We start from the raw sequence: 26,975 nt of genomic DNA, 5'->3' as shown, positions 1-26,975 counted from the left end.
TCGACTACAACATCTTCCTGATGTCACGGGTCCGGGAGGAGGCCCTGGAGCACGGGGCCCGACAGGGAGTGCTGCGAGGGCTGGTGAGCACGGGCGGGGTCATCACCTCCGCCGGAGTGGTGCTGGCCGCCACCTTCGCTGCGCTCATCGTGATCCCGCTGGCGTTCCTCGCCCAGATCGCGTTCATCGTGGCGTTCGGAGTGCTGCTGGACACCCTGGTGGTGCGTTCGCTGCTGGCCCCGGCGCTGGTCGTGGACATCGGCCCCAAGGCCTGGTGGCCGAGCCGCATCAGCCGGATCCCGGCCGGATCGGGGCGGGGGAGCGAGGAAGGGTAACGCAACGGGGCCCTGTGCCCGCCCCGGAACTCCGGGACGGGCACAGGGCCCGGGCGCACACCGTGCCGGCGGTCAGACGTTGACGCCGTAGTCCGTCGCGATGCCGGCCAGCCCGGATGCGTAACCCTGGCCCACCGCACGGAACTTCCACTCCGCACCGTGCCGGTACAGCTCGCCGAACAGGCCCATCGCCGTCTCGGTCGAGGCGTCCTCGCTCAGGTCGTAACGGGCGAGCTCCACCCCGTTGGCGCGGTTCACCACCCGGATGAACGCGTTGCGCACCTGGCCGAAACTCTGCCCCCGGCTCTGCGCGTCATGGATGGAGACCGGAAAGACTATCTTCGCGACATTCGCCGGCACACCGGCCAGGTCCACGTTGATGGACTCGTCGTCGCCCTCGCCCTCACCCGTGAGGTTGTCACCGGTGTGCTGGACGGAACCGTCCGGGCTGTTGAGGTTGTTGTAGAAGACGAAGTGCTGATCCGAGAGGACCTTGCCGGCGTCCGAGCACAGCAGGGCGCTGGCGTCGAGGTCGTGATCGGCGCCCGTCGTCGTCCGCACGTCCCAGCCCAGGCCCACCGTCACCGTCACCGCGGTCAGGCCGGGCGCCTCCTTCGACAAGGAGACGTTGCCGCCCTTGGCCAGGGTCACACCCATGAACTTCCTCCAATGATCCGGTGATCCGTTGATCAGTGTTCCTTCGGCCGCCACCGAAGAGGACGACGGCCCTTCCCCTATGGTTCCCTGGACGCGCGGGCCGTGAAGTGGCGGGGTGGTCCCGCAGGCCCCAGCGGCGCGCCCCGTCTTCGCGACCGCGGGCCCACTCTTCAGGATCCGCGGGGATTTGCCCAGGGCGCAGGCGGCACGGGGTGTCTTACGGTCAATGTTTCCGGCAGCGGGTTGTGGACAGGGGATCGGACCGAGGATGGACGGCGGCGGTGATCCACGAGGCCACCGCAACCTAACAGCGCAACCGTGCAACCGTGCGAGGCCGATGCCGGTCTATCCGTACGGCGGCCGGACGAACGGGGTGATCGATGACAGGCAGTCACAAGGGAGCCGTGGGCCGGGGAGGCCGGCTGCGGCGCACGGCGGTGATCGGGCTGTCCTTCCTCGTCCTGCTGGTCGCCGGAGTCGGCTGGGGATATCTCAAACTGACCGGCAGCATCGACACGTTCAGTTCCGACGGCATCTCCGACGACCGGCCGCCCGACACGTCCGCGGGACAGAACGTCCTCGTCATCGGATCGGACACGCGTGCGGGCGACAACAGCGGACTGGGCGGCGGCACGGGTGAGGTCGGCCGCTCCGACACCGCGTTCCTGCTGCACGTCTACGCCGACCACAAGCACGCCGTCGCCGTCTCGATCCCCCGTGACTCGCTGGTCGACATCCCGGCCTGCAAGAAGCCCGGCGGCGAGTGGACGGCGCCGCAGCAGCACGTCATGTTCAACGCGGCCTTCTCGGTGGGGGAGACGGCCGAGGGCAATCCGGCCTGCACCCAGAACACCGTGGAACACCTCACCGGTCTGCGCGTCGACCACACCGTCGTCGTCGACTTCGCCGGCTTCTCCGCACTGACCTCGGCCGTCGGCGGAGTACCCGTCTGTCTTCCGCAGGACATCTACCAGCGGGACCTGAACCCCAAGCGCCCCACCCGGGGCGAGCGGGTCTTCGGCAAGGGGCCCCAGACGGTCTCGGGACAGCGCGCGCTCGACTACGTACGAATCCGGCACGGCATCGGTGACGGCTCCGACATAGGCAGGATCCAGCGGCAGCAGGCGTTCGTCGGCTCCCTCATCAAGCAGGTCAAGTCCCGCGGCCTGAACCCGACCACCCTGCTGCCCCTGGCCAACGCGGCGACCGACGCGATGACCGTCGACCCGGGCCTCGGCTCGGCGGACAAACTGCTGAGGTTTGCCCTGTCGATGAAGAACATCGACCTGCGCAACACCAAGTTCCTCACGGTTCCCTGGCGCTACGAGGGGGCCCGCGTCGCCATCGTGGAAGCGGAGGCCGACGCGCTGTGGGCGACGCTCAAGGCCGACCGCACGATCGACGGCCAGGACGCTGCGGGCACGAGCCGTGGCAAGGGAGCGACGCCCGCGCCGGCCACCGCCTCCGCCGCGCCCGTCTCAGGCACGGGTATCGATGTGGCCGTCTACAACGGCACCACGGTGACCGGACTCGCGGCCCGGGCGGCCGAGCTCCTGCGTACGCGCGGCTTCACCGTCACCGGCACCGCCACGGCGAACTCCCAGGACCAGGAGCGCACCGTCGTCACCTACGGGCCCGGCGGGAAGGCCGGGGCCGAGACCACGGCCCGGCTCTTCGGCGGAGCCCCGGTCAAGGAGTCGGGTGAGGCGGGGATCCAGGTGATCGTCGGACGCGACTACGCCGACGACCCCTCGCCGGAACCCGCGTCACCGGCATCCGCCTCACCGACACCCGACTCCTTGCCGTCCGACGTCACGGACAGGTCCCGCTCCGCCGCGGACGACCCGTGCAGTGACCTCTCGTACGGCTGAGACCGCGGAGTGCCCGGTGCGCGTGGGCGCTCGGGCGTCCGCCGTCGTCATGAGCGCACCGGCAGCGCAACCGGGCGGGTCCAGATGTCCGGCGGGACCGTGCGGACCCGGCGGCCGTCGGGGCCCAGCACCTGCGCGGCGAACTTGTGGCACCGCAGGACGACTATCGAGTCCGCGATCCTGAGCCCAGGCACCCGCCGCATCAGGGTGGCGGCACAGGCCGGCAGATCATCGAGCGAGCGCAGAGTGAGGGCGATGGCGAGGTTGTGCGGGCCGGTGACCGACATGAACTCGACCGTCTCACGCAGGTGGACGATGGGTGGAGCCGCCGCGAGGTCTGCGGCCGGGGAGTCCGCCCACATCACGACCGATACGGGCCAGCCCGAGTAGAGCGGAGCCGGCCGGCAGTTGTGGGTGAGGGTGCCACTGCTCTCCAGCCGGGCGAGCTGGCGCCGCGTCGCGGACTCGCTCCGGCCCTGCCGCCGGGCCAGCTCGGCCACGGAGAGCCGTGAATCACCCGCCATGGCCAGGACCAGCCGCCGGTCCTCCGGCCTGAGGGAGGGGGCCGCGGCCGCGCCCGGTTCGCGCGGTCGGCCGGGCAGGTCGATGAGGCGGAGTGTCTGTGTGGGCGTCAGCCGGTCGAGCCGCCACCGGGCCCCGGTGCGGTGGACCGCCGTGACGAGATGGGTCCGCGTCCCGGTCACACCCGGAAGACGCAGTAACCGGGTGGAGATGTGCTCGTCGAGCATCGACAGATCCGGGAAGGCGACGAACAGGAGCAGGGCGCGGGCCCCGGTCACCTCGAACACCGAGAGCACATGCGGGTCCTCGGTGAGCAGGGCGGACCGCGCCCCGTTCCGCTCGCCGGTGCAGAGGACCTCGATCCAGGCCATGCATGGAGGCGTCTCTCCCGTGTGCAGTCCCAGCGCCCCGCACCAGCCCGTTCCCGCGGCGGTGATCCTGGACCAGCGCTGCGCCAGCGTGTCCGGACGGCTCCCGAGAACCGGAGCAAGCCGGCTCCAGCCCGCTCGGGGTGCGATCTGAAGTGCGTGGATCACCGTGCGGTCGGCTTCGCTGAGGGTGTGTTCGCTGGGTGACACGTTTCTTCCTGGCGGATTCACCGGTTGATGGCGGAGACGGACGAGGTTCATCGGACTATGCCATGAGCACGTGTGGGCATGATCATCGGGATGTGGAGGACTGGGCGCATGGCAGGAAGAGACCAGGAAATACGCAGCCTCAGTGGGCTCCTGATGGGTGAACGGCTGGTCACCGTGCATGGCCCGCCAGGCATCGGCAAGTCGTGGCTGGCCCGCCGCGCGGCCGAAACGGAACTCCTGACGGGCCGACAGGTGATCTGGATATCGCCGACCGGGACACCGGCGGGCGCAGCCCCGGAGAAGGCCGCCCGCCGGTTGCGCGGCCAGGATCTTCATGACGCGCTCGTGGTGGTCGACGACTGCGAACACCTGGGACCCCACGCCAGGTCGCAGATCGCCGGCCTGCTCAACGAGTTCCCCGGCATCTCCCTTCTGGTCACCGCCCGGCGCCGGCTGCACCTGGCAGGCGAGGCGGCCGTCCTGCTCGGTCCGTTGGACGGGCCAGAAGCGATGCGGGTGTTCACCGCGGCGGCCACCGCGGGCGGCCCGCTCCCAGACATCTGGGCCGACGATGGTGCGGAGGCCTCCGCCCTGCGGGCCCGGGTTTCGGATCTGTGCGACCAGCTCGACGCGATTCCGGGCGCGGTGCGGCATGCGGCCGACCGGCTGGGCGGCGAGACCCTGGACGCCGTATTCGCCGATCCGCTCGGCTCGCCGGCCGGCCCCGGCCCCCTGGCCGACGCCGAGCACACGTATCTGACATGCGATGCGGCGGAACGGCTCCTCTGGGAACGGCTCTCCGTGTTCGAGGGGCCGTTCGGCCTGGCCGCCGTGCAGGCCGTATGCGTTTCCGGGGCGCTGCCCGTCGCCGAGGTGCTGGCCTCTCTCGACCGGCTGGCCCCGCGCGTGCTGCTGACGGACGCCGAGGGCCGCTACCGGATGCCTGCCGCCGCCCGGCGGACGGGGGCTGCCCGGCTCGACGCGCGCGGCGACCGGTGGGCCGTCGTCCTGCACCACCGGCGCCACTACGCCGCGGTGGCCGAGGAGGCGGCCCTCATGTGGCGGATGGGCCGGCACCGCGAGGCGGACGAACTGGTGCTCTCGGCCCGCCCTGACCTGTATGCCGCGATGAACCCCGCCACCGCGCCGCTGTCACCCGCCGCGGAGGCGGAGACCGCGTCGGGCATCGCCGTCTCGTTGTGGTTCCACTGGGTCACCGATGACCGGGTCGCGGAAGGGCGGCGGCGCTTGGAGCAGGCGCTCGACGCCACCCTCGGCGCGCGACCCGCGAGGTCGCTGTGGCTGCTCGCCCAGCTCACGGTGTGCGACGGCGATCTGGAGGCGGCGGACGCGGTGCTCGTCGAGGCGTGGCCGCTCGCTGTCCGGGACGGCGACAGCACCTGTGTCGGGCAGCTCGCCCAGCTCAGGGGCGTCGCGCGCCTGTGGAAGGGAGAGGCGGAAGAGGCGGCCACGGAGTTCGCCGAGGCGCTGGAGCTCCTGCCGCGGACACCGGAGTTCGGTCCGGGGAAGGGAGTGGCGGTGGCCCTGCTCGCACTGGCCCTGGTCCAGGCCGAGCCGGAGGCGGCCATGGACGTGATCGCGACATCGGGGGAGTGGACCCCGACCGCCCCCGACACCCGGGCCGACGCGTGGACCCGGTTCGTCCTGGCGGAGATCAGCCGGTGGGAGGGCGACCCGCTCCGCGCCCGGCGCTACGCGGCGCAGGCCGCCCGCCTGATGCTCGATCTCCGTGACCGCCGGTCCGCCTCGGTGGCGGGCGAACTCGTCGCCGACATCGAGCTCGGCCTCGGGAACCATCGCGCCGCGGCGCGGCTGCTGGGCGCTTCGGCCCGGTCGGGACCGGAGGCGCCGGTGGACGGTCCGGTTCCTGCCGTTGTGGCGCAGCGTCACTCCCGGCGGTGGGAGAAGCTGCGCTCCCTCCTGGGTGAGGAGCAGCTCCGGCGGGAGCAGGAACACGGCGCCGGGGAAGGGCTGCGCGTGGTTATCGGCCAAGAACAATCGGATGGCTGACAATCGCACCGGAATTCGTGCGGTTCCGGGCATCAGACAGCCTGAAACAGTCACATCCTCAAAATAGTGATCGCGCCCCACGGGCCGGGTGCCGGTTTGCCATGCTGTCGCCGTACGCCTGCCGAAGATGCACTGAATCCGAGACCTCATGATGACTCTGACCTGCGCATTCGACGTCCTGGGGCTCACTGGTGAGAGAAGTGATCCATGCCGACCGAGCACGCTGACAGCCCCCGGGACGAGTCCACCGGGGCCGCTCCGAACGACGCCCTGGCCCTGAAGATCCTGGTCGCCGGCGGGTTCGGGGTCGGCAAGACGACGCTCGTCGGCGCAGTGAGCGAGATCCGGCCTCTGCGGACGGAGGAACTCCTCAGCGAGGCCGGACAGTCGGTGGACGACACCGATGGTGTCGCCCAGAAGACCACCACCACTGTTGCCATGGACTTCGGGCGCATCACCATCAGGTCCGGACTCTCTCTGTACCTGTTCGGAACCCCGGGCCAGGACAGGTTCTGGTTCCTCTGGGACGAGCTCTGCCAAGGCGCCCTGGGCGCGGTGGTTCTGGCGGACACCCGGCGGCTGGAGGACTGCTTCCCGGCGGTCGACTACTTCGAGCACCGCAGGATTCCCTTCGTCGTCGCCGTCAACTGCTTCGCGGGGGCTCGTTCGTACGGCGAACGGGATGTGTCGCGCGCCCTCGATCTCGATCCCGGAACTCCGGTGGTGCTCTGCGACGCCAGGGACCGGGATTCGGGCAAGGAAGTCCTGATCCGGATGGTCGAATACGCGGGCCGGATGCACACCGCACGGCTTCTGGACTCGGTCGGCTGAGCTGTCTTGGCCTGATTCCGTCCCGCTGATGCGCAGCGGGACGCTTGCCCGTACGTGACCGGTGCGTAAGGCTTGCGCACACGTGGGGCACGGGGAACGTATGAACGGGGAGGAACAGAATGGCACTGGACAGGGGACTCGACTGGCTGCTTGACGATCTCACCAGCCGGGTGGAGCACATACGGCACGCCCTGGTGCTGTCGAACGACGGTCTGGTCACGGGAGCGAGCACGGGGCTGGCACGTGAGGACGCGGAGCATCTGGCCGCCGTGTCGTCCGGACTGCACAGTCTCGCCCGCGGATCGGGCCGGCACTTCCGCGCCGGAAAGGCGCGGCAGACGATGGTGGAGTTCGACGAGGCGTTGCTCTTCGTGACGGCCGCCGGAGACGGCAGCTGTCTGTGTGTGCTGAGTGAGGCGGAGGCCGATGTGGGACAGGTGGCGTACGAGATGACGCTGCTGGTCAACAGGGTCGGGGAGCACCTCGGCGTGGCCGCACGGCAGGACGGGAGCGTGGGGGCCAACAGGGTCTGACGTTCTGTCGGTGCCGCCGCCTGTCCGATGGTTATCCACAGGACGGGCGGCGGTTGCCGTTTCCGTACTACCGTGGTCACGGAGAGTATTCGGGTCTCACGGGGGAGAAGCGTCATGCCCATGACGGGAACGGTGCGGGACAACGGCGTACACATGATCACCGCAAGCAGTGCCGCTGCGGAACTGGAGCTGAGGCGCGGAGAGTTCGCCCTGGCTGTACATCTGGGCATCGTCCGGGTGGGCGCACGGCAGTCCGGAGGGCGGGCCGGAGTCCATCGGGAGGAGATCGACCGGCTCAGGTCGGAGGACGGATTCCCCGGGACGCTGCAGGAGCGGGTGCGAACCGTGGGGACCGCGGACGGGGCGCGGCTGCTCGGGATCAGTCCGGTCCGCTTCAGCCGGCTGGCGCGCGCGGGCTGTGTCACGCCGGTCGCGTTCTACCTCAATCGCTACCGAGCGGTGGTGTGGCTCTATCTCGCGCAGGAGCTGGGCGGCCTGGCCGCACGGTCGCCCGAACTCATGGTGGGCAACAGCCCGCCCTGGATGCGCAGTCGACTGGACGCGGGAACGGACTGCCGGGCGCGCAACTGGCGCGCCCGCCGGACCGAACGGCTGCTGGCCCTTACCGAGGACCCCTGGGCCCGTGCCGCCGTCGTCGGGGAAGCGCTGGACCCGGTCCAGCTGGCCGAGGTGGTCGACGATCCGTACGAGCGTGCCTACCTCGGCCGGGTCCGGCCCGTACCGGTCTTCGGCCAGGGCGGTTCGGCCGCCGGACGTGAGGCCATGGCGCAGCTGATGCTCGCCGATGAACCGGACGAGATCCTCTGGCGGCGGGTCACCCTCGGGATGGAGCTGGACGGCGCACGCGAACTGCGCGCGGCCCCGCGGCCCGGGGAGGAGCGGTGTCCCGGATCGACGGTCGATTCAGGAGCCTCGGCCGAACCCGCAGTGCCGGTGTGGCCGTTCGGTCCGGTGCGGCGGTCGGGAGCGGAGGAGGCATCGGCTGAACGGCCGGAATCCGGCACGCGGGGAGACGACGCGCAGGAGGACCGCACGCAGGGAGACGACACACAGGAGGACCGCACGCAGGAGGACTGCACACAGGAGGATCGCACGCAGGAAGGCAGCGAACGGGAAGCCGGTGGAGGTGACGGCGCGGCAGGGCTGCTTGCCCGGTTCCGCCTCCGCCGGACACCTCGGCGCCGGAGCGCGCGCCGGACAGCGGGCGGCCGGGGGAAGCGGTTCGCCGCGGGCGCTCGGACCAGGCATTCTTTGCACCATGCTGATCAGGGAAGCCACCGCTGAGGACTGGCCCGAAATCTGGCCCTTCTTCCATGAAATCGTCGCCGCGGGCGAGACGTTCACCTACCCTCTCGACCTCACGGAGGCCGACGCCCTCGACTGGTGGCTCCTGAAGCCCCCGAACCGCACGGTGGTCGCGGTCGGCGAGGACGGCGGCGTCCTGGGCACGGCGAAGATGAACAACAACCAGATGGGCAACGGCTCACACGTGGCCAGTGCCAGCTACATGGTCGACCCCCGGCATTCCGGAAAGGGCGTGGGACGGGCCCTGTGCGAATACACGATCGACTGGGCTCGCACGGCCGGGTTCCGTGCCATGCAGTTCAACGCGGTCGTGGAGGGTAACGCCGCCGCGGTCGGGCTCTACCGCTCCCTCGGCTTCGAGATCCTGGGAACCCTGCCGGAGGGGTTCAACCACCCGGAGAAGGGGTTCGTGGGACTTCACATCATGCACCGCCCGCTCTGAGGGGTCCGCGGGTGGTCGTGGCTGCGGACTGCCCCACGTGCACGCTCCGGCGCCGGGCGTTCACTTCGCGCCACGCCGGCGTGGCAGTCCTGCCGGTGACCGTGTCCGGGTTGTCCCAACCGGAGTCGATGTGAGGTCAGTTGTGACGCCGAATGGTCTGTGGGGCGGGTGCACACAGAGGGGAAGAGGGCAGTACTGTGCGCCCCACCGCCATTCGGGCGATGAAACATTTGCGGAGGAAGAATCCATGACCATACCCAGGAGATCGTGGCGTGCTGCGGGAACCCTCGCCGCCGCTGCGGTTGTCGGCCTGACCGGTGCGGTTCTCACCGCCGGTCCGGCCGCAGCTCACACCCCCACCTGGGACGTGACCTGTACCGAAGTGAGCCTGCACCTGTCCGCGTACAACGGCAACGTCACCAACCAGGTGACCGTCACCGTCGACGGAAAGGACCTCCTGCCGACGGAGACCTTCGGCAAGGGGCTCGACAAGACGATCGAGCTGCCCGAGCACGACAAGGCGCTGACGGTCCGTCTGGTCGTCAAGGCCGGTGACGGCGACCAGTACTCGCGCGACGAGTCCAAGCAGGCGCCGGTGTGCGAGGAGACGCAGGAGCCCACGCCGACGCCTTCCGAGACGAAGCCGTCCGAGACGCCCACCACGGCGACTCCCACGCCGACCGACACCCCCAGCGAGTCCGCCTCGTCGTCTGCGCCTGCCGCGGCCACGCCGAGCCCCAGCTCGCCGGATCTGGCCGAGACCGGTTCGTCGTCCGCCACGCCGATCATCGGTGGCGCGGCTGTCGCCGTGCTGCTGGCCGGTGGCGGCATCATGTGGTCCGTGCGCAAGCGCCGCACCGCGCAGCACTGACGTACTCCGGGACCCGGGCGCGCTGACCGTGCCCGGGTCACCGGCTGAGGGGCGTGCCGTGTCCTGTGGGACGAGGCGCGCCCCTCAACGCTGTCCGCTCCGTGCTGTCCCCCTCGACGCCGTTCCCTCCGTGCTGTCGCTCGGTGTGGTCGCTGTCAGTTCTGTGCGCCCGGGGAGGCGTGACCGGCCGAGCCGCCTTCGCCGAGGCGGTCCACGGGCTCCTTGACCTCCCTGCGGACCGGTGCGGACACGGGCGGCGCGGCGGGCCCGATCTCGCACCAGACCGCCTTGCCCTCGCCGCGGGGTTCGATGCCCCAGCGGGTGGCGACCGCGTCGAGGAGCAGCAGTCCCCGGCCCGAAGTCGCGGTCTCGCCGGGCGTACGGCGCCGGGGCCAGGCACTGGAGCGGTCCTGCACCGACAGCCGGACGCGCCGCACCGGTTCCGGCAGCACCTCAAGGGTGAGGACGGCACCGCCCTCCGTGTGCAGAAGCACATTCACCAGCAGTTCACCGGTCACCAGCTCGGCGTCGTCCGCGAGTTCGGCCATGTTCCAGTCGGTCAGCGCCTGACGCACGATCGTCCGGGCGTCGGAGAGCCCTTCCGGATCGGCCTGGTGGATGTACTGATGGAGCCGCGGCGCCCGCGGGGACCCCGGGTCGGGGCTGCGCCGCAGCACCAGCAGGGCGACGTCGTCGCCCGAGCCCCAGCGCTCCCACAGTCGGTCCGACAGGTGGTCGGCCAGCGCCTCGGCGCCGGCCGGGCCGGCGCTGACCTCGTTGATGAGCGTGCGCACCCCCGCATCGATGTCGGCGCCCGGCTCCTCCACGAGACCGTCGGTGTACAGGACCAGCGTCTCGCCCGGGACCAGGTCCAGCCGGGTCTCCGGGAACTCCTCGTCGCCGAAGTCGGTCGCGATGCCCAGCGGGACGCCGCCGCGCACCTGCGGGGTGCCGACCCGGCCGTCCGTGTGCCGGATCAGCGGGCCGAAGTGGCCGGCCCGTACCACCCGTACCGTCCCCGTCGCCAGATCGACCTGGGCGTACGTGCAGGTGGCGAAACGGTCCGTGTCCAGCTCGGAGAGGAACCGGGAGGCCCGGGCCAGCACCGTCGACGGCGGATGCCCCTCGGCGGCGTACGCACGCAGCGCGATGCGCAGCTGGCCCATGATCGCCGCCGCGTGCGTGTCGTGGCCCTGTACGTCGCCGACCACGATGCCGAAGCGGTCCTTGGGCAGGGCGATCACGTCGTACCAGTCGCCGCCCACCTGACGGCCGCTCCACGCGGCGTGGTAGCGGACGGCGATCTCGCCGCCCTCGATGTCCTGGATCCGGCGGGGCAGCATCGCGGACTGGAGACCGGTGGCGAACTCGCGTTCCTCGTCGAAGAGCGTGGCCCGTTGGAGGGACTGGGCGACGATCGCGGCGAGCCCCAGGCAGAGGTTGCGTTCGTCGGCGGTGAAGGTGGTGCGTTCGCGGTAGAAGAGGGCCAGCCCGCCGAGGGTCCTGGCCTGGGCGACGAGCGGCAGATAGGCCGCCGCCTGGAACTTGAGCTGTCCCACGAACGGCTCCAGCACCGGATAGCGCCGGGTGAGCGCATCGAGCGAGCTCACGAAGCGTGGCCGCCCGCTCAGGACGGTGTCGGCCAGCGGGAACTTCGGGTCGAGCCGGCCCGAGCCCAGCTCGTCGACGACTTCCAGCGATTCGCCGCTCAGGGCGATGACGTTGAGGGTGGTGTTGTCCAGCAGGCCGAGGGCGAGCCCGTCGGCGCCGAGCCGTGCCAGCCCGCCCGGCCCGGTCAGCGCGGCGGTGACGTCGTCGACGGTCACCGCTCGCGACAACGCGCTGGTTGTTCGTTCAACTATGTCCGTCTGTCGCTGACGCCTCTTTTCCAGATCCAGCACGAAGGCCGAATGGGTGACTTCCGCGGTCGCGTCCCGCACCAGACCGATCACCCGGTGCGCCATCCCGTCGGGGCCGCGCAGGATGCGCGCCTGGACATGGGTCCACTGATCACCGCCCTGGTCCAGCGGGACCCGGAAGTGCACGTTGTACGAGGTGCTCCCGCCCTTGATGGCCTCGTCGATCGCCACATCCAGACGGATCCGCTCCGCCGGGTCGAGGAGCTCCATCAAGGACTCGGGCCGGGAGTCGAAAACGGCCGGATCCAGGCCGAAGACCAGCAGCCCGGCCTCGTCGATGTCCAGCGTCCGGGCATCGAGATCCCACTCGAAACTGCCGGTGCGGTTCATGGCAAGCCGCTCCGCCGTCGCCGTCTCGCTGTTGTGGGTCCTCTCGACCAGCAGGCGGGGCGGTACGGGGATGAACGGTGGCCGGTCGTGATCGGTCATTCGTGCTCCGAAGATCGTCCGGCGGGGCTGCCGTACGGCGTGACTCAATTGTCTGGCGGGTTCGGCACGGCTGCCACAGCGGGAATCCCTCCGACGGCGCTCCGCCCGGGCCCCGGAGGCGGCCGGCCCCCTCCTGCCGAGCGCCCGGGGCCGCCGCGCACAATGGCAGCGGAAGATCGTCCGTGAAACCGGCGGACGGTACGGCACTGGGGCTGACCGGAGCGCGCGCATGAACCACGAGGATTCCGTCCTGCTGCACACCGAGGGACGCGTCCGCCACATCACGCTGAACAGGCCCCGGGCGCTGAACGCGCTGAACCACGCCATGGTGCTGCGCATGGGCGAGGCCCTGGACGCGGCGGAGCAGGACCCCTCGGTCGTCGCGGTGCTGCTCACCGGGGCGGGGGAGCGCGGTCTGTGCGCGGGCGGAGACATCCGGTCCATCCGCGACGACGCCCTGGCAGGCGGCCGGACGTCCCTGGACTTCTGGCGCGACGAGTACCGGCTCAACGCCCGCATCGCCCGGTTCCCCAAGCCGTACGTCGCCCTCATGGACGGCATCGTGATGGGCGGCGGGGTCGGCGTCTCCGCTCATGGCTCGCTCCGCATCGTCACGGAACGCTCCCGGATCGCCATGCCCGAGACCGGCATCGGATTCGTTCCCGACGTCGGCGGCACCTACCTGCTCGGCGCGGCCCCCGGCGAACTCGGCCTGCACCTGGCGCTCACCGGCGACACGGCCGGAGCGGCCGACGCGCTCCTGTGCGGCCTCGCCGACCACTTCGTGGCGTCGGGGGACCTGCCCGCCCTACTCACCGCACTCGACACATGCGGCACGCCGGAGGCCGTCGTCGCCACGGCCGGGCGGTACGCCGGCACCGCGCCGGCCGGTGAACTGGCGGCGCACCGCGAGTGGATCGACGCGTGCTACGCGGCGGACACGGTCGAGGAGATCGTCGAACGCCTCGACGGGTACGGGGTGCCCGCCGCGAAGCAGGCCGCCGCGACGATCCTGGCCAAATCGCCCACGGCACTCAAGGTGACGCTCACGGCCGTCCGGCGCGCCCGCCGTCTGAACAGCCTGGAAGCTGCCCTCGACCAGGAGTACCGCGTCTCGTCCACCGCTTTCACCGGGCCCGATCTGGTGGAGGGCGTGCGCGCCCAGATCATCGACAAGGACCGCAACCCCCGGTGGAGCCCGGCGGAGCTCGCCGGCGTCACCGACGAGGACGTGGCCCGCCACTTCGCACCGCTGGGTGACGGCGAGCTCGGCCTCGGCCCCGCGGCGGGAACGGCCGACTGAGGCGGACGGCACCCCAGCCTGTCGGCTCACGCTCACCTCGGCCCGAACCGGCCCCGGTACTCGGACGGGCTGAGGCCGATCGCCCGGCGCATCACCGTACGCAGGTTCGCGGCGGTTCGAAATGGTCGCGCGGCGCAGCGGACCGGGTTGCGCGTGCGAGGATCCTTTCGGCACATGCCATTCCTGGCACTCGCACAGGCGGCACACGCGGGCTCAGGATGAACCCATGAATAGTGAACCGATCTCGCTCGACACGGCGCTGGCCTCCTTCGACGCGTTGTGGAGTCCCCGCATCGTGACGCGCGTCAACGACTACGACGTCCGCATCGCCAAGGTCGAGGGCGAACACGTCTGGCACGTACACGACACCACCGACGAGTTCTTCCTGGTGATCGAAGGCGAGCTGCACATTTCCCTGCGCGAGCCCGACGGGGAGCGCACGGTCCGCCTCCCCCGGGGAGCGGTCTTCACCGTTCCCCGGGGCACGGAGCACAAGCCGTACGCACCTTCCGGCGCAGCCATCCTCATGTTCGAGCCCACCGGAACACCGACCGTGGGCGATCGCCACGAAGACGTCCCCGACCATGTGGACGTGACGACCGGGCATGTGCTGAGCACCTGACCGGCTGCCCGGGGCGGCCGGCACCGGGCCGATGCCACGGATGCGGGTCAGGCCGTTGCGCCCCCCGTCCCGGCGGCCGCCTGGTCGTGCCGAAGGCCGATCCGGTCCTCGGCGCGGTCCCAGTCGCGACGGTTGCCCCGAGGCTCGTAATGCCGCAGGTCCTGGGTGCCGGCGACCAGCCGCCGCATGCCGGAGAGGTCGTCCACGAGACCGTGGGCGCGGGCCTGGAGCAGGATGTTGCCGAGAGCCGTCGCTTCCGCGGGTCCCGCCGTCACCGGCAGCCCGCTCGCGTCCGCCGTCCACTGGCACAGCAGCTCGTTTCGGGAGCCGCCGCCCACCAGGTGGATCCGTACCGGATCGCGCCCCGCGAGCTCGGCGGCCCGGCGCAGGGTCCTGCGATGCGCCAGCGCCAGACTCTCCAGCACACAGCGCACGTACCCGCCGGGCGTCCGCGGCGGCGTCTGCCCGGTACGCAGCAGATACGCGTCGATCCGGGCCGGCATGTCACCCGGTGCGAGGAACGACGCGTCGTCCGGGTCGATCACCGCGGCGAACGGTTGCGACCCGGCCGCGTCGGCCAGCAGACCGCCCAGACCGAGGGGCGCGCCCGCACGTTCCCACACCCTGCGGCACTCCTCGAGCAGCCACATGCCCATGATGTTGCGGAGATAGCGGATCGTGCCGTCCACCCCGCGCTCATTGGTGAAATTGGCCGCCCGGGACTCCTCGGACAGCACCGGACCATCCAGTTCCAGCCCGGCCAGCGACCAGGTGCCGCACGAGATGTACGCGAAGTCCGCCTCCGTGGCCGGAACCGCCGCGACCGCCGACGCCGTGTCGTGCGAGGCGACCGTCGTCACCGGGGTCCCGCCGGGCAGGCCGGTGTACTCGGCGACGTGCGGCAGCAGCGTTCCTGCCGGAGCGCCCGGTTCACGCAGCGGCGGGAACAGCGCACGCTCCAGCCCCAACCGCCCGATCAGCGCGTCGGACCAGTCACCGCTCCGCGCGTCGAACAGCCCGGTCGTCGAAGCGTTCGTGATCTCCGCGCCCACCGATCCGGTCAGCCAGTGCACCAGCAGATCGGGCATCAACAGCAGTGTCCGGGCGGGCTCCCACTGGGCGGTCGTCCGGTGTGCGAGCAGTTGGAAGACCGTGTTGAACGGAAGGTGCTGCAGTCCGCTGACCGCGTACAGCTCCCGCACACCGCAGCCGTCCGGCAGCCTCTTGGCCGCCCCGCTGTTGCGCGCGTCCCGGTAGTGGAACGGCAGCCCCAGCAGCGCTCCGTCGCCATCCAGCAGCCCGTAGTCAACCGCCCATGTGTCGACGCCGATGGAGGCGACGGGACCCGTGCGCCCGACTTCCCGCAGCCCGTCCAGCATCCCCTGGTACAGGGCCAGTACGTCCCAGCGCAGACCGTCCGGCAGGCGCACCGGTGTATTGGCGAACCGGTGTGCCTCGGCCAGTTCGAGCTTCCCGGGCCCGACCCGGCCGGTGATCACCCGGCCGCTGGTCGCGCCGAGGTCCACGGCGGCGAAGACGGCTTCACCGGCCGCGGAGTCGTTGGATTTCACAGCCATGGAGTTCGTGTCCAGGTCATCGCAGGAAGGCGGCAGCCACACCGGCATCCACCGGAATGTGCAGGCCGGTGGTGTGGGTGAGGTCGCCGCCGGTCAGCGCGAACACGGCGTTGGCGACGTGCTCGGGCAGCACCTCCCGCTTGAGCAGGGTCCGCTGCGCGTAGAACTCGCCGAGCTTCTCCTCCTCGATGCCGTACGTCGCCGCCCGCTGGGCGCCCCAGCCCGCGGCGAAGATCCCCGAACCCCGCACCACCCCGTCCGGGTTGATGCCGTTGACGCGGATCCCGTGCTCGCCGAGCTCGGCCGCCAGCAGCCGCACCTGATGCGCCTGATCGGCCTTGGTGGCGGAGTACGCGATGTTGTTGGGGCCGGCGAAGACGGCATTCTTGGAAGCGATGTAGATGATGTCGCCGCCGAGACCCTGCGCCTGCATGACCCGGGCGGCCTCGCGTGCGACGAGGAACGAGCCGCGCGCCATGATGTCGTGCTGCAGGTCCCAGTCGCGCGCCGTCGTCTCCAGCAGCGGCTTGGAGATGGAGATCCCCGCGTTGTTCACGACGAGGTCCACACCCCCGAACGCCAGCACGGCAGCCCCGAAGGCCTCCGCGATCTGCTCCTCGCTCGTGACATCGACGGTGACGGCCACGGCCCGGTCCGGGCCGCCCAGGTCCCGCGCGACCGCGGCCGCGTTCTCGGAGTTCAGGTCCGCCACGACCACACAGGCGCCCTCGGCCACCAGCCGGTGCGCGATGGCGCGCCCGATCCCGGAACCGGCCCCGGTCACCAGAGCGACCCGGGTGGCCAGCGGCTTCGCCTTCGGCATCCGGCGCAGTTTGGCCTCCTCCAGCTCCCAGTACTCGATCCGGAACTTCTCGGACTCCTCGATCGGCGCGTACGTGGAGACGGCCTCCGCGCCACGCATCACGTTGATGGCGTTGAGGTAGAACTCCCCGGCGACGCGGGCGGTCTGCTTGTCCTTGCCGAACGAGAACATCCCGACGCCGGGCACCAGCACGATCGCGGGATCCGCGCCGCGCATGGCGGGGGACCCGGGGACGGCGTGCCGCTCGTAGTACGCCCGGTACGCCTCGCGGTACTCCCCGTGCAGCGCCTTCAGCCGATCCACCGCCTCGGAGACGGGCGCGTCCGCGGGAACGTCGAGTACCAGCGGGCTGACCTTCGTACGGAGGAAGTGGTCCGGGCACGAGGTGCCGAGGGCGGCGAGCCGCGGGTGCTCGGCGCGGGACAGGAAGTCCAGCACCGGCTCGGCGTCCGTGAAGTGACCGACCTGGGGCCGGTCGGTGGACGCCAGGCCGCGGATCACCGGGGCGAGCGCCGCCGCCCGCTCCCGGCGCTCGTCCGCGGACAGGGCTTCCCGGCCGGGGAGCACGGCTCCGAACGGCTCGGGCCGGCCGTGCTCCTGGAGGAAGGTCTCGGCCGTACGGATCATCCACAGGGCGTTGCGCTCGCACGCGTCCGACGTCTCGCCCCAGGCGGTGATCCCGTGCCCGCCCAGGACGACGCCGACGGCCTGCGGGTTGGCCTCCTTCACGGCCGCGATGTCCAGCCCGAGCTGGAAGCCCGGGCGGCGCCAGCCCACCCAGGCGACCTTGTCGCCGAAGCACTCGGCCGTCAGCTTCTCCCCGTCGGCCGCGCACGCCAGGGCGATCCCCGAGTCCGGGTGCAGATGGTCGACGTGCGCCGCCTCGACCAGGGCGTGCATGGCGGTGTCGATCGACGGCGCGGCGCCCCCCTTGCCGTGCAGGCAGTAGTCGAACGCTGCCACCATCTCGTCCTCGCGCTCCACGCCCGGGTACACCTCCTTGAGGGCGCGGACCCGGTCCAGGCGCAGCACGGCGAGCCCTTCCTCCTTCAGGGTGCCGAGGTCACCTCCGGAGCCCTTGACCCAGAGGAGTTCGGTCTCGCCTCCGGTGACCGGGTCGGAGCCGGACGCCTTCACGGAGGTGTTGCCGCCTGCGTAGTTGGTGTTGCGCGGATCGGATCCGATCCGGTGCGCGCGCTCCAGGAGCGCGGTGACTTCGGGGTGCGTCGAGGACGTCATGGGGGATTCCTTCGGGACGGGATGTGCGGGTCGACGGGCAGCGGTGCAGCGGTGCAGCCGGGGTTCAGGCGCCCCAGCCGGCCTGGGTGCCGCCAACCCGGGCGGCGGCGATGCGCTCCTGGTTGCCGGAGGCGAGGTAGGCGGCGAACGGGTCCCCGGCCAGGCCCTGTTCCTCCCGGACCTCGGCCAGCAGAGGCCGTACGTCCGTGTTGTAGGCATCCATCAGCACGGCGTTCGAGGCGAGCACGTCGCCCGACGTCTGCGCGGCGACGAGCGCGTCCATGTCGACCAGCAGGGCCTTGGCCGTCGCCTCCTGCACATTGGCGACCGACCGGATGACCGCGGGGATCTTGGCCTCGATGTTGTGGCACTGGTCGAGCATGAAATTGACGTTGGTCTCGGAGCGCAGACCGCCGTTCTTCACGACCTCGTGCATGATGCGGAAGAGCTGGAAGGGGTCTGCCGCCCCGACCATCAGGTCGTCGTCCGCGTAGAAGCGCGAGTTGAAGTCGAAGGCGCCGAGCCGTCCTTCCCTCAGCAGCAGGGCGACGATGAACTCGATGTTCGTGCCCGGGGCATGGTGGCCCGTGTCCACGACCACCTGCGCCTTCGGGCCGAGCTTGAGGCAGTGCGCGTACGCCGTTCCCCAGTCGGGCACGTCCGTCGTGTAGAAGGCGGGCTCGAAGAGCTTGTACTCCAGCAGCATCCGCTGGTCGTCGCCGAGCCGCTCGTAGACCTCGGCCAGCGCCTCGGCCAGCCGGTCCTGACGGGCAACGATGTCATCCTGCCCCGGGTAGTTCGTGCCGTCGGAGAACCACAGCTTGAGATCGGGTGACCCGGTCTCGTCCATGACGTCGACGCACTCCAGCAGATGCCCGGTCGCCTTGCGGCGCACCGCCGCGTCCGGGTGGGTGACCGAGCCCAGCTTGAAGTCGTCGTCCTGGAAGACGTTGGAGTTGATCGCACCGATCCGCAGCCCGAGGCCCTCGGCATGACGGGTCAGCGCGGCGTAGTCGGCCACCTTGTCCCACGGGATGTGCAGCGACACCTTCGGTGCGACGCCCGTGAACGCGTGGACCTGCGCCGCGTCCTCCATCTTCTCGAACGGGTCCCGCGGCACCCCCGGCTGCGCGAACACCTTGAACCGGGTCCCGGAATTGCCGTAGCCCCACGACGGGGTCTCGATCACCTGGGACTTCAGGGCTGCCTTGACGGCCGACACATCAGACATGAACACCTCGTAAGCAGAGTCACCCGGCGAGCGTGATCGCCGGGACATGTGAATCGTTTCATCTGAACGTACGCTAGGTAGGACGCTGCTCACTAGTCAAGCGACCAGGCGGTCTTCGTACGAGCTTGAACAGGGTTGAATCAATTCACCACGGATCGGGGCGACCCGGCCGAAGACGGGCCCGGCCCGCCCGGGGGATCCGGGGCGGGCCGGGCCGGCCGGTGTGCGGAGACGGTGAGCCGGGTGAAGCGTCGGTGAGGACGCTGGTGGTTCCCCGATGGCGGGCACGCGCGGCCGTGCGGTGAGGGCCGCAGGTCAGTGTCCGCTGTCCGACATGCTGGGCTGGAGCGAGCGGACGAGGTCGAAGAACCTCGACTCGTTGCCCGAAAGACCGGCGCGGCGCAGCGCGCCGTCCGCCTCGGCGATCGGTGAGGCGAGCAACGGCATGTACAGCGGGGCGTCGTCCGGATCGGAGAGGGCCGCCCGCGTCGCTTCCAGTAAACGGACGTACGCCTGCGCCGCGGCGAGTTCGTCATTGCGCATCTCAGCATCTCCAGGTCAGAGGTGTCGGACCCACAAGCATCTCTCATGGGTCTGACAACGGCCCTCGCCGAGAGCTGAGGCGCGCCTACGGCCGGCTGTCCGGCCGAGCCGCACCCGTCGGTGGTTCGACCTCCAGGAACCGGCGGCTGCGCGGTCCGCGGTAGAGCAGGGCTATCCACCCCAACTCCCGCAGCACCGCGGCACACCGGGTCAGCTCGCCCTCCTCCTCGTGTGCCGCGCCGCTGCCCGGCGGGCCGAGCCACTCCACCCGCGCGGTGCCCGGCGACGTACCCGCGGCCACCCGGTATCCCGTCGCCGTGCGCCGGCCGGAGGCGTCAACGGCCGACGCGGGCAGCCCCGCCGCCTCCAGGGCCAGAGCAACGGCCCGTACCGTCCGATGCAGTTCCCAGGCCGCCGGAACCGTCTCCGGGGAGGCGGGGCCGGTGTTCGTCAGGCGCCGGATCTGGAGCATCCCGGCGAACGCGGTCCGCACCGAAGCGGCCCGTCGCCCGGCCGGGCCCGGAGGCAACGGGCCTTCCCCGGTGGCCGGTTCGAAACCGGACTCTTCTTCCCCGGCGCTCATCCGGATTCCCTTCGCCGTGCTGCACTCGTGCCAGTGTGCGCCGGCCCACTGACAACCGGGTCAGACGCTCCCGAGCACCTTGCCCGGGTTGAGGATGCCGTGCGGATCGAGGGCCGCCTTGACCGCGTGGTGCATGCCGAGGACCGCCGGGCCCAGTTCCTTGTTCATGCCGCGCATCTTCAGCAGCCCCACCCCGTGTTCACCGGTCACCGTGCCGCCGAGCGCGATCGCATCGTCCAGGATGTCCTCGAACGCGTTCTGGGCGCGCGCCCGCGCGGCCTCGTCCCCGGGCGGCGTGATGATCAGCGGATGAAGGTTGCCGTCACCCGCGTGCGCGATGTTGGCGATGAGAACGTCGTGCCGGGCGGCCGTCCGTTCGATCCTGGCCAGCATCTCCGGCACGGCGGTCCGGGGCACGCAGACGTCCTCGGTCAGCACCGGGCCGAGCCGCTCCAGTGCCGGATAGGCCAGTCGCCTGGCCTGGAACAGCGCGTCCGCCTCCTGCTGGTCCGTGGAGACCGCGGCCCAGGTCGCCCCGGCGCGTTCGAAGCAGTCGCGGACCAGTTCGGCCTCGGCGTCACCCTCGGCGCCGGGGGTGTCGACGCGGCCGAGCAGCACCACGTCGGCGTCCGCGGACAGGCCCATCTTCTTCCACGCGTCGACCGCGGCAAGGCAGTGGCGGTCGACGAGTTCGAGCGCGGAGGGGATGACGCCGGACGCGGTCACGGCACTCACGGCCTCACCCGCGGCGACGACGGACGAGAAGTACCCGGCCACCGTCCGTTCCTGGAGCCTCGCGGGCCGCAGGCGCACCGTGACCTCCGTGATCACCCCGAGCGTGCCCTCGGACCCCACCATCAGCCCGGCCAGGTCGTATCCCGCCACACCCTTCGCGGTCCGGCGGCCGAGCGAGACGACCTCGCCGAGTCCGTTGACGACCTCCAGGCCCAGCACGTAGTCGCGGGTCACGCCGTACTTGACGCAGCACATGCCTCCGGCGTTGGTCGCGACGTTCCCGCCGATGGTGGACCAGGGCGAACTGGCCGGATCCGGCGGGTACCACAGCCCGTGCTCCGCGCTCGCCGCGCGCAGATCGTCGTTGACCACGCCCGGCTGGACGACGGCCAGCCGCTCCGCACGGTCGATTTCGACGATGCGGTTCATGTCCTCGAAGGACAGGACGATCGCCCCGTCGACCGCGTTCGCGCCCCCGGACAGACCGGTACCCGCGCCGCGCGGGACCAAGGGGATGCGGTGGGTGACGCAGTGGCGCACCACGTCCCGCACCTCTTCGGTGCTCTGCGGACGCACTACGGCCAGGGGCGTCCCGTACGGTGCCCACTCGGCCTCGTCGTGCTGGTACCGGGTCAGACCCGCGGGATCGGTCAGGACCCGCTGGGCCGGGATGCTGTCGACCGGTGCGTTCGCCACGGTGGTGGCCACCTCCCAAAAGATGTATTAGCCATCATTATGGTCGCGGTGTCTCCGGCCGGTGCGGGCGGCCCCGGGGCCGCAGCCCGTCGCGGGCACCTCGTGCACCTCGTGGTGGGGCCGGACACCGCGACTGGATAGGCTCGGACGCCCACCGACCGCGCACCGAAGGACTCACGTAACGTGCCCGAGAACGACAGCGCCCCCGGCACCGATGGGACAGACGCCAATGACGGCGGTGACCGTGCCGCCCTGCGCGCCGACTGCGGGAACTGCTTCGGACTGTGCTGCGTCGCACTGACCCTCACCCGGTCCGCGGACTTCGCCGTCAACAAGGACGCGGGCAAACCCTGCCGCAACCTTCAGGAGGACTTCCGCTGCGGCATCCATACCCGGCTGCGGACCGAGGGCTTCGCCGGCTGCACGGTGTACGACTGCTTCGGTGCCGGCCAGAAGGTGTCGGGGGAGACCTTCGGCGGGCGGGACTGGCGCACGGCCCCGGAGAGCGCCCAGCAGATGTTCCAGGTCTTCCCGGTCGTACGTCAGCTCCACGAACTCCTCTGGTATCTCACGGAGGCGGCTTCCCTCGCACCGGCTCGCTCCCTGCACGGAGAGGTCCGGCGCAGCCTGGAGGAGACCGAACGCCTCACCCGCCTCGACGCGGACGCCCTCACGGACCTGGACGTGGCCACGCACCGGGACGGTGTCGCCGCCCTCCTCGCCCGCACCAGCGAACTCGTGCGCGCCACCGCGCCCCGGAAGAAGAAGCGCAGCCACCGGGGTGCGGACCTGATCGCCGCCCGCCTCGGAGGGGCGGATCTGCGGGGCGCCGATCTCCGCGGCGCCTGCCTCATCGCGGCGGACCTCGCCGGCGCCGACCTGCGGCTGGCCGATCTGATCGGCGCGGACTTCCGGGACGCCGACCTGTCCGGCGCCGACCTGACCGGGGCGCTCTTCCTCACACAGTCCCAGCTCAACGCTGCCAGGGGGAACGGCGCCACCCGGCTGCCCTCCTCGCTCAGCCACCCCGCGCACTGGGACAGGTGACGGCACGCCACCTCGTCACACCTGTGGGGCCTCGTCGACCGGGGATGCCTCCAGCGCCGCCTTGAGGCGCTGGAGCGTGGTCCTGATGTTCCCGCGCTGGAACTCGGCGAACGTGTGCCCCCGGGTGGCCGCCCGGTCGAAGGCGTTGGCCATGAAGTCCGGCCAGGCCCGGCGGTCGTCCGTCCAGATCTCGGTGACCCTGGTGCCGCCGTCCAACGCCTCGAAGCGGTACTCCCAGGTGGCGATCGCCCCCGGCAGCCGGGGCCGCTTCGCCCCGATGGCGTGGACGCGGAAGGCGAACCGTTCACCCGGGTCGGCCGCCGTGACCGTGCACCTGGTCGTCCAGCGCATGGCCCCGCGCTTGTTCCGGCCCTCGAAGACCATTCCGACGTACGCGCCCCGACGCTGTCCGAGCACCTTCGCGCCCCGGTTCTCAGGACTCCAGCGCCCCATCTCCGTGGGGTCGCTCAAGCGGTCGTACACGAGCGAGGGTTCGGCGAGAACCACGATGCTGTCCGACACGGACATGGTGCGGGGCATGAGCACTTCCGTTCCGCGGCCGACTGCGGCAACCCCCGGGGCGTCGGAACGGCCGCACGGCCGACGGGCTCCCGGGCCCCACACCCTACTCACCGGTCACATAAGGGGAGGCGCCGGGTTCAGGCCGTTTCGGCGGACGGGAGCGCGAACGCTTCGCGTCCCTGGTTCGTTGGACAGGACGGCGTACCCGGAACACCCTCCACGACCGGACCCAGGAGCCCGCACATGCCCAGCCGAACCGACCCCGCCAGTACCGACACGAGCCGCACCCGCCTGATCGAGCGGCTGATGGAGCAGTTCCCGCATGTGCCGCGGGAGGCCGTCATCAAGGAGGATCTGCTGCGCGGCGGTGTGGCCTTCGACGAGTCCGCGCTCAGTGACAACGAGGGTGGTGACGTCAAGCCGAAGTCGTACTTCATCTTCTCGTTCGACCACGGCACCCTGCCCGAGCTGGGTGCGGCCGCGCTGCGCCGCCCGCCCGAGGAGATCGTGCTCACCGGCGGCCCGTACGAACTGCGGCGCACGGTCGTCTCCGTGCGCGTCAATCCGGCGTCTCCGTACCGGGTGGCGTCCGACGCCGACGGAGTGCTCGGGCTGTACCTCGACGGCCGTCGGATCTCCGACGTGGGCCTGCCTCCCATGCCGGACTACTACCGTCACACCCTCGGCAACGGCAAGTCGGTCATGGAGGTCGCGCCCACCATCCAGTGGGGCTACCTGGTCTACCTGACGGTCTTCCGCGTCTGCCAGTACTTCGGCGCGAAGGAGGAGTGCCAGTACTGCGACATCAACCACAACTGGCGCCAGCACAAGGCGGCGGGCCGCCCCTACACCGGAGTGAAGCCCGTCGAGGAGGTGCTGGAGGCACTGGCCATCATCGACCGTTACGACACGGCGAAGACGTCCACCGCCTACACCCTGACCGGCGGCGCCATCACCTCCCACATCGGCGGACGGGACGAGGCCGACTTCTACGGCCAGTACGCCAAGGCCATCGAGGAACGGTTCCCCGGCCGCTGGATCGGCAAGGTCGTCGCCCAGGCCCTGCCCAAGGCCGACGTCCAGCGCTTCCACGACTACGGCGTGCAGATCTACCACCCCAACTACGAGGTGTGGGACCGCAGGCTGTTCGAGCTCTACTGCCCCGGCAAGGAGCGCTACGTCGGACGCGACGAGTGGCACCGCCGCATCCTGGACTCCGCCGATGTCTTCGGTGCCCGCAACGTCATCCCCAACTTCGTCGCAGGCGTGGAGATGGCCGAGCCGTTCGGCTTCACCACGGTGAAGGAGGCGATCGACTCCACCACCGAGGGCCTGCGGTTCTTCATGTCGCACGGCATCACCCCGCGCTTCACCACCTGGTGCCCCGAACCGACGACACCGCTCGGCAGGACGAACCCGGACGGCGCGCCGCTGGAGTACCACATCCGGTTGCTGGAGGCCTATCGCTCGACGATGGAGGAGTACGGACTGAGCTCACCTCCCGGCTACGGGCCGCCCGGGCCCGGACGCGCGGTGTTCTCCGTCAGCTCCTTCATGGACAGCCTGCCCGCCCGGCAGGAGGACGACCGGACCGGGTCCGGAGCGATCTCCTAGCGGCGGGCGGTTTCGGGCGCCGCTTCCGGCATCGATTCCGACGACGCCCGAAGCAGGAGCGGAGCCATCCTGCCCCGGCAGGACGGCCGGCGCCGGAGAGCGGCTGCAGCCCACCACGCCATCGGAGCAGGCCCCGGAAGGGGGCACAGCCTTCTCCTGTCTGCTCACCGGCCCGGCGGCTCCGACGCGGAAAGTTCCCGTACCACGCCGGCAAACCCCAGGACCAGTGGGTTGTCGGTCTCCTTCGCCCAGGCGAGCACGACGCGCAGCGGCTCCACATCCGTCAACGGGACCCAGGCGAGATCGGGCCGCGCGTAGTACCGCGCCATGCTCAGCGGAGCGAAACAGATGGCGGTGCCCTCCGCCACCTGCTCCAGCATCTCCTCGACGTTGTCGTTCGTCGGTCCCCAGCGTGGACTCGACCCGTCCGGGCGAGGGTTGACGGCCCACCAGTCCACCCATTCGCGCGGTGCCCGCTCGGTCCACAACAGCGGTTCCTCCCCGACCTCCAGGACCGACACGCCCGACCGGGAGGCCAGCACGTGTCCTGAGGGCAGCCCCACGACGCGCGGCTCCGTGTGCACCAACTCGCTCTCCAGCCCGGTGAGATCGTTGGGCAGCCAGACGAAGGCCACATCCGTCAGGCCGTCCCGCAGGGCGTCGGCCTCCTGCCCCCAGTCGTAGCGCCTGGGCGTCACCCGCACTCCTGGGTGCCGCCGGGAGAACTCCGCCCGTGCCCGCGTGGTCAGTTCGCTGGCGCCACTCGCCTCGAAACCCACGCGCAGCACGCCCGTCTCGCCCCGTGCGTGCCGCTGTGCCGCTGCCGTCACCCGTTCGGACTGGCGCACCGTGAGCAGCGCCTCGGCGATCACGTCACGTCCCGCAGCGGTGGCCGAGACGCCACCGGAGTGACGGTCGAAGAGCCGTACCCCGAGTTCGGACTCAAGGCCCTTGAGCGCGTACGAGAGGGCCGGCTGACTGACGAACAGCCGCCTGGCGGCCCGCCCAAGGTTCTCCTCCTCGGCGATCACGGTGAGGTAGTGCAGCTGACGTAGCTCCATCCAGCGATCATAAGGCCCGCTTATCGGTCCGACGGGTCTCTGTCTTGGACCGGGCGCGGAACGGGATGGCATAACTGGATCACCGCAACACCACCGGGAAGAGCTGGAGTTGGACATGAACACCGAACACGCAGCAGCTGTCCGCGACAACGCGCCGGGCCGGGTCTGGCTCATCACCGGGGCCTCCTCCGGCTTCGGACGCGCCATCGCCACGGCCGCCCTCGCTGCCGGGGACACCGTGGTCGCCACGGCCCGCAAGCCCGAGGCGCTCGACGATCTGGTGGCCGCGCACCCCGACCGGGCCGTCGCCGTGCAACTGGACGTCACCGACACGGCGCGCATCGCGGACGTGGTCGCGGACACCGTGCTCTGGTACGGCCGGATCGATGTGGTGGTCAACAACGCGGGCATGGGGCTGGTCGGTGCCGTGGAGGAGACGAGCGACCGTGAACTGCGCGATCTCATGGACCTGCACTTCTTCGGGCCGGCCGCGCTGGTACGTGCCGTACTGCCGCACATGCGGCGCAACGGCTCGGGCGCCGTCGTCCAGATGAGCAGTATGGGCGGCCGCTTCACCTTCCCCGGGGTCGGCGCCTACTCGGCGACGAAGTTCGCGCTGGAAGGCCTGTCCGAGGCGCTGGCGGCCGAAGTGGCCCCGCACGGCGTCAAGGTGCTGATCGTCGAGCCCGGATCGTTCCGCACGGGTTTCGCCGGGGGCGGCGCGCTGCGCCAGTCCGCGGCGATTGCCGCCTACGAGGAGACGGTGGGCCCGGTCCGCAGCAACCTCCCGGATTCCGACGGCAAGCAGGAGGGCGACCCGGACAAGGCAGCCGCCGCCATCCTGACGGCGCTGGCGTCCCAGGACACCCCGCTCAGGCTGCCGCTCGGCAACGACGCGACCGACGCGGTTCTCGCGAGCCTCGACGCCTCCCGTACCGAAGTGCTGGCCTGGGAGAAGGTCAGCCGCAGTACCGGCTACGACGACTGAGGCCCCGGCGCGCGAGGGACCGATGCCGCGCCGGGGCCTCAGTCGT

24 protein-coding genes are annotated in these 26,975 nt (G+C 70.8%); 13 read left to right on the top strand and 11 right to left on the bottom strand.

Annotated elements, in window-relative coordinates; genetic code table 11:
• On the top strand, positions 1–335 hold a 335-nt coding region (locus tag JGS39_RS19635), incomplete at its 5' end, for an MMPL family transporter (RefSeq protein WP_219570492.1).
• A 72-nt stretch (positions 336–407) separates the two neighbouring features.
• On the opposite strand, the gene JGS39_RS19630 is transcribed toward JGS39_RS19635, so the two are convergent.
• Complete coding sequence (locus JGS39_RS19630) at positions 408–992, bottom strand: TerD family protein (protein ID WP_219570491.1); 585 nt, start codon at positions 990–992, stop codon at positions 408–410.
• Positions 993–1,372: 380 nt separating this feature from the next.
• Here JGS39_RS19630 and JGS39_RS19625 point away from each other — a divergent pair, with 380 nt between their 5' ends.
• Entirely contained in the window at positions 1,373–2,863 is a 1,491-nt protein-coding gene (locus JGS39_RS19625) for an LCP family protein (protein WP_219570490.1), read from the top strand.
• A 47-nt stretch (positions 2,864–2,910) separates the two neighbouring features.
• On the opposite strand, the gene JGS39_RS19620 is transcribed toward JGS39_RS19625, so the two are convergent.
• Positions 2,911–3,963, bottom strand: a complete 1,053-nt coding sequence (locus JGS39_RS19620) for an Lrp/AsnC family transcriptional regulator (protein ID WP_219570489.1) — start codon at positions 3,961–3,963, stop codon at positions 2,911–2,913.
• Between the two features lie 108 nt (positions 3,964–4,071).
• Between JGS39_RS19620 and JGS39_RS19615 the strand changes: the two genes are divergently transcribed.
• The 6 genes from JGS39_RS19615 (at position 4,072) to JGS39_RS19590 (ending at position 9,997) form a co-directional block, all read left to right on the top strand.
• Complete coding sequence (locus tag JGS39_RS19615) at positions 4,072–5,994, top strand: hypothetical protein (RefSeq protein WP_219570488.1); 1,923 nt, start codon at positions 4,072–4,074, stop codon at positions 5,992–5,994.
• A 207-nt stretch (positions 5,995–6,201) separates the two neighbouring features.
• Positions 6,202–6,825 (top strand): GTP-binding protein, encoded by a 624-nt coding sequence (locus JGS39_RS19610; RefSeq protein WP_219570487.1) that lies wholly within the window; start codon positions 6,202–6,204, stop codon positions 6,823–6,825.
• Positions 6,826–6,944: 119 nt separating this feature from the next.
• On the top strand, positions 6,945–7,358 hold the full coding sequence (locus JGS39_RS19605) for a roadblock/LC7 domain-containing protein (RefSeq protein ID WP_219570486.1): 414 nt from the start codon (positions 6,945–6,947) through the stop codon (positions 7,356–7,358).
• 114 nt (positions 7,359–7,472) lie between these two features.
• On the top strand, positions 7,473–8,663 hold the full coding sequence (locus JGS39_RS19600) for a DUF6397 family protein (protein WP_219570485.1): 1,191 nt from the start codon (positions 7,473–7,475) through the stop codon (positions 8,661–8,663).
• The gene (locus tag JGS39_RS19595) at positions 8,638–9,126 is read left to right on the top strand and encodes a GNAT family N-acetyltransferase (protein ID WP_219570484.1); all 489 of its coding nucleotides are present in this window, start codon (positions 8,638–8,640) and stop codon (positions 9,124–9,126) included. The genes JGS39_RS19600 and JGS39_RS19595 overlap by 26 nt, the downstream gene beginning before the upstream one ends.
• A gap of 247 nt (positions 9,127–9,373) precedes the next feature.
• Positions 9,374–9,997, top strand: a complete 624-nt coding sequence (locus JGS39_RS19590; protein ID WP_219570483.1) for an LAETG motif-containing sortase-dependent surface protein — start codon at positions 9,374–9,376, stop codon at positions 9,995–9,997.
• A 155-nt stretch (positions 9,998–10,152) separates the two neighbouring features.
• Here JGS39_RS19590 and JGS39_RS19585 read toward each other — a convergent pair whose 3' ends face one another.
• Positions 10,153–12,345, bottom strand: coding sequence for a SpoIIE family protein phosphatase (locus JGS39_RS19585; RefSeq protein WP_219570482.1), 2,193 nt, complete (start codon positions 12,343–12,345; stop codon positions 10,153–10,155).
• Between the two features lie 229 nt (positions 12,346–12,574).
• Between JGS39_RS19585 and JGS39_RS19580 the strand changes: the two genes are divergently transcribed.
• Together JGS39_RS19580 and JGS39_RS19575 are read left to right on the top strand one after the other, a co-directional pair.
• Positions 12,575–13,648 (top strand): enoyl-CoA hydratase/isomerase family protein, encoded by a 1,074-nt coding sequence (locus JGS39_RS19580; RefSeq protein WP_219570481.1) that lies wholly within the window; start codon positions 12,575–12,577, stop codon positions 13,646–13,648.
• Between the two features lie 226 nt (positions 13,649–13,874).
• Entirely contained in the window at positions 13,875–14,270 is a 396-nt protein-coding gene (locus JGS39_RS19575; RefSeq protein WP_219570480.1) for a cupin domain-containing protein, read from the top strand.
• A gap of 47 nt (positions 14,271–14,317) precedes the next feature.
• Here the strand turns inward: JGS39_RS19575 and JGS39_RS19570 are convergent, their stop codons facing one another.
• The 6 genes from JGS39_RS19570 to JGS39_RS19545 all read right to left on the bottom strand — a co-directional run bounded on the left by JGS39_RS19570 (position 14,318) and on the right by JGS39_RS19545 (position 21,697).
• Positions 14,318–15,847 (bottom strand): rhamnulokinase, encoded by a 1,530-nt coding sequence (locus JGS39_RS19570; RefSeq protein ID WP_219570479.1) that lies wholly within the window; start codon positions 15,845–15,847, stop codon positions 14,318–14,320.
• 16 nt (positions 15,848–15,863) lie between these two features.
• Entirely contained in the window at positions 15,864–17,909 is a 2,046-nt protein-coding gene (locus JGS39_RS19565) for a bifunctional aldolase/short-chain dehydrogenase (RefSeq protein ID WP_219570478.1), read from the bottom strand.
• Positions 17,910–17,973: 64 nt separating this feature from the next.
• Entirely contained in the window at positions 17,974–19,140 is a 1,167-nt protein-coding gene (gene rhaI / locus JGS39_RS19560; protein WP_219570477.1) for an L-rhamnose isomerase, read from the bottom strand.
• Between the two features lie 315 nt (positions 19,141–19,455).
• Positions 19,456–19,683, bottom strand: a complete 228-nt coding sequence (locus tag JGS39_RS19555) for a hypothetical protein (protein WP_219570476.1) — start codon at positions 19,681–19,683, stop codon at positions 19,456–19,458.
• An 85-nt stretch (positions 19,684–19,768) separates the two neighbouring features.
• On the bottom strand, positions 19,769–20,266 hold the full coding sequence (locus tag JGS39_RS19550; RefSeq protein ID WP_219570475.1) for a hypothetical protein: 498 nt from the start codon (positions 20,264–20,266) through the stop codon (positions 19,769–19,771).
• A 60-nt stretch (positions 20,267–20,326) separates the two neighbouring features.
• The gene (locus JGS39_RS19545) at positions 20,327–21,697 is read right to left on the bottom strand and encodes an FAD-binding oxidoreductase (protein ID WP_219570493.1); all 1,371 of its coding nucleotides are present in this window, start codon (positions 21,695–21,697) and stop codon (positions 20,327–20,329) included.
• A 183-nt stretch (positions 21,698–21,880) separates the two neighbouring features.
• Between JGS39_RS19545 and JGS39_RS19540 the strand changes: the two genes are divergently transcribed.
• Positions 21,881–22,744 carry a pentapeptide repeat-containing protein gene (locus tag JGS39_RS19540; protein ID WP_219570474.1) on the top strand — a complete coding sequence of 288 codons (864 nt, stop codon included), beginning with the start codon at positions 21,881–21,883 and terminating at the stop codon, positions 22,742–22,744.
• Between the two features lie 15 nt (positions 22,745–22,759).
• Here the strand turns inward: JGS39_RS19540 and JGS39_RS19535 are convergent, their stop codons facing one another.
• Positions 22,760–23,284, bottom strand: coding sequence for an SRPBCC family protein (locus JGS39_RS19535; RefSeq protein WP_219570473.1), 525 nt, complete (start codon positions 23,282–23,284; stop codon positions 22,760–22,762).
• Positions 23,285–23,509: 225 nt separating this feature from the next.
• On the opposite strand from JGS39_RS19535, the gene JGS39_RS19530 reads away from it, so the two are divergent.
• Positions 23,510–24,880 (top strand): radical SAM protein, encoded by a 1,371-nt coding sequence (locus tag JGS39_RS19530; RefSeq protein ID WP_219570472.1) that lies wholly within the window; start codon positions 23,510–23,512, stop codon positions 24,878–24,880.
• Positions 24,881–25,044: 164 nt separating this feature from the next.
• On the opposite strand, the gene JGS39_RS19525 is transcribed toward JGS39_RS19530, so the two are convergent.
• Positions 25,045–25,941: a LysR family transcriptional regulator gene (locus JGS39_RS19525; RefSeq protein WP_219570471.1), complete on the bottom strand. Its 897-nt coding sequence runs from the start codon at positions 25,939–25,941 to the stop codon at positions 25,045–25,047.
• Between the two features lie 115 nt (positions 25,942–26,056).
• On the opposite strand from JGS39_RS19525, the gene JGS39_RS19520 reads away from it, so the two are divergent.
• On the top strand, positions 26,057–26,929 hold the full coding sequence (locus JGS39_RS19520; protein WP_219570470.1) for an oxidoreductase: 873 nt from the start codon (positions 26,057–26,059) through the stop codon (positions 26,927–26,929).
• The last annotated feature ends 46 nt before the right edge of the window (positions 26,930–26,975 follow it).

It is taken from the genome of Streptomyces poriferorum (assembly GCF_019399235.1).
GTDB classification, from domain to species: domain Bacteria; phylum Actinomycetota; class Actinomycetes; order Streptomycetales; family Streptomycetaceae; genus Streptomyces; species Streptomyces poriferorum.
Note: the sequence above shows the minus strand (reverse complement) of the source record. Positions and strands in the feature narration are given on the sequence as shown.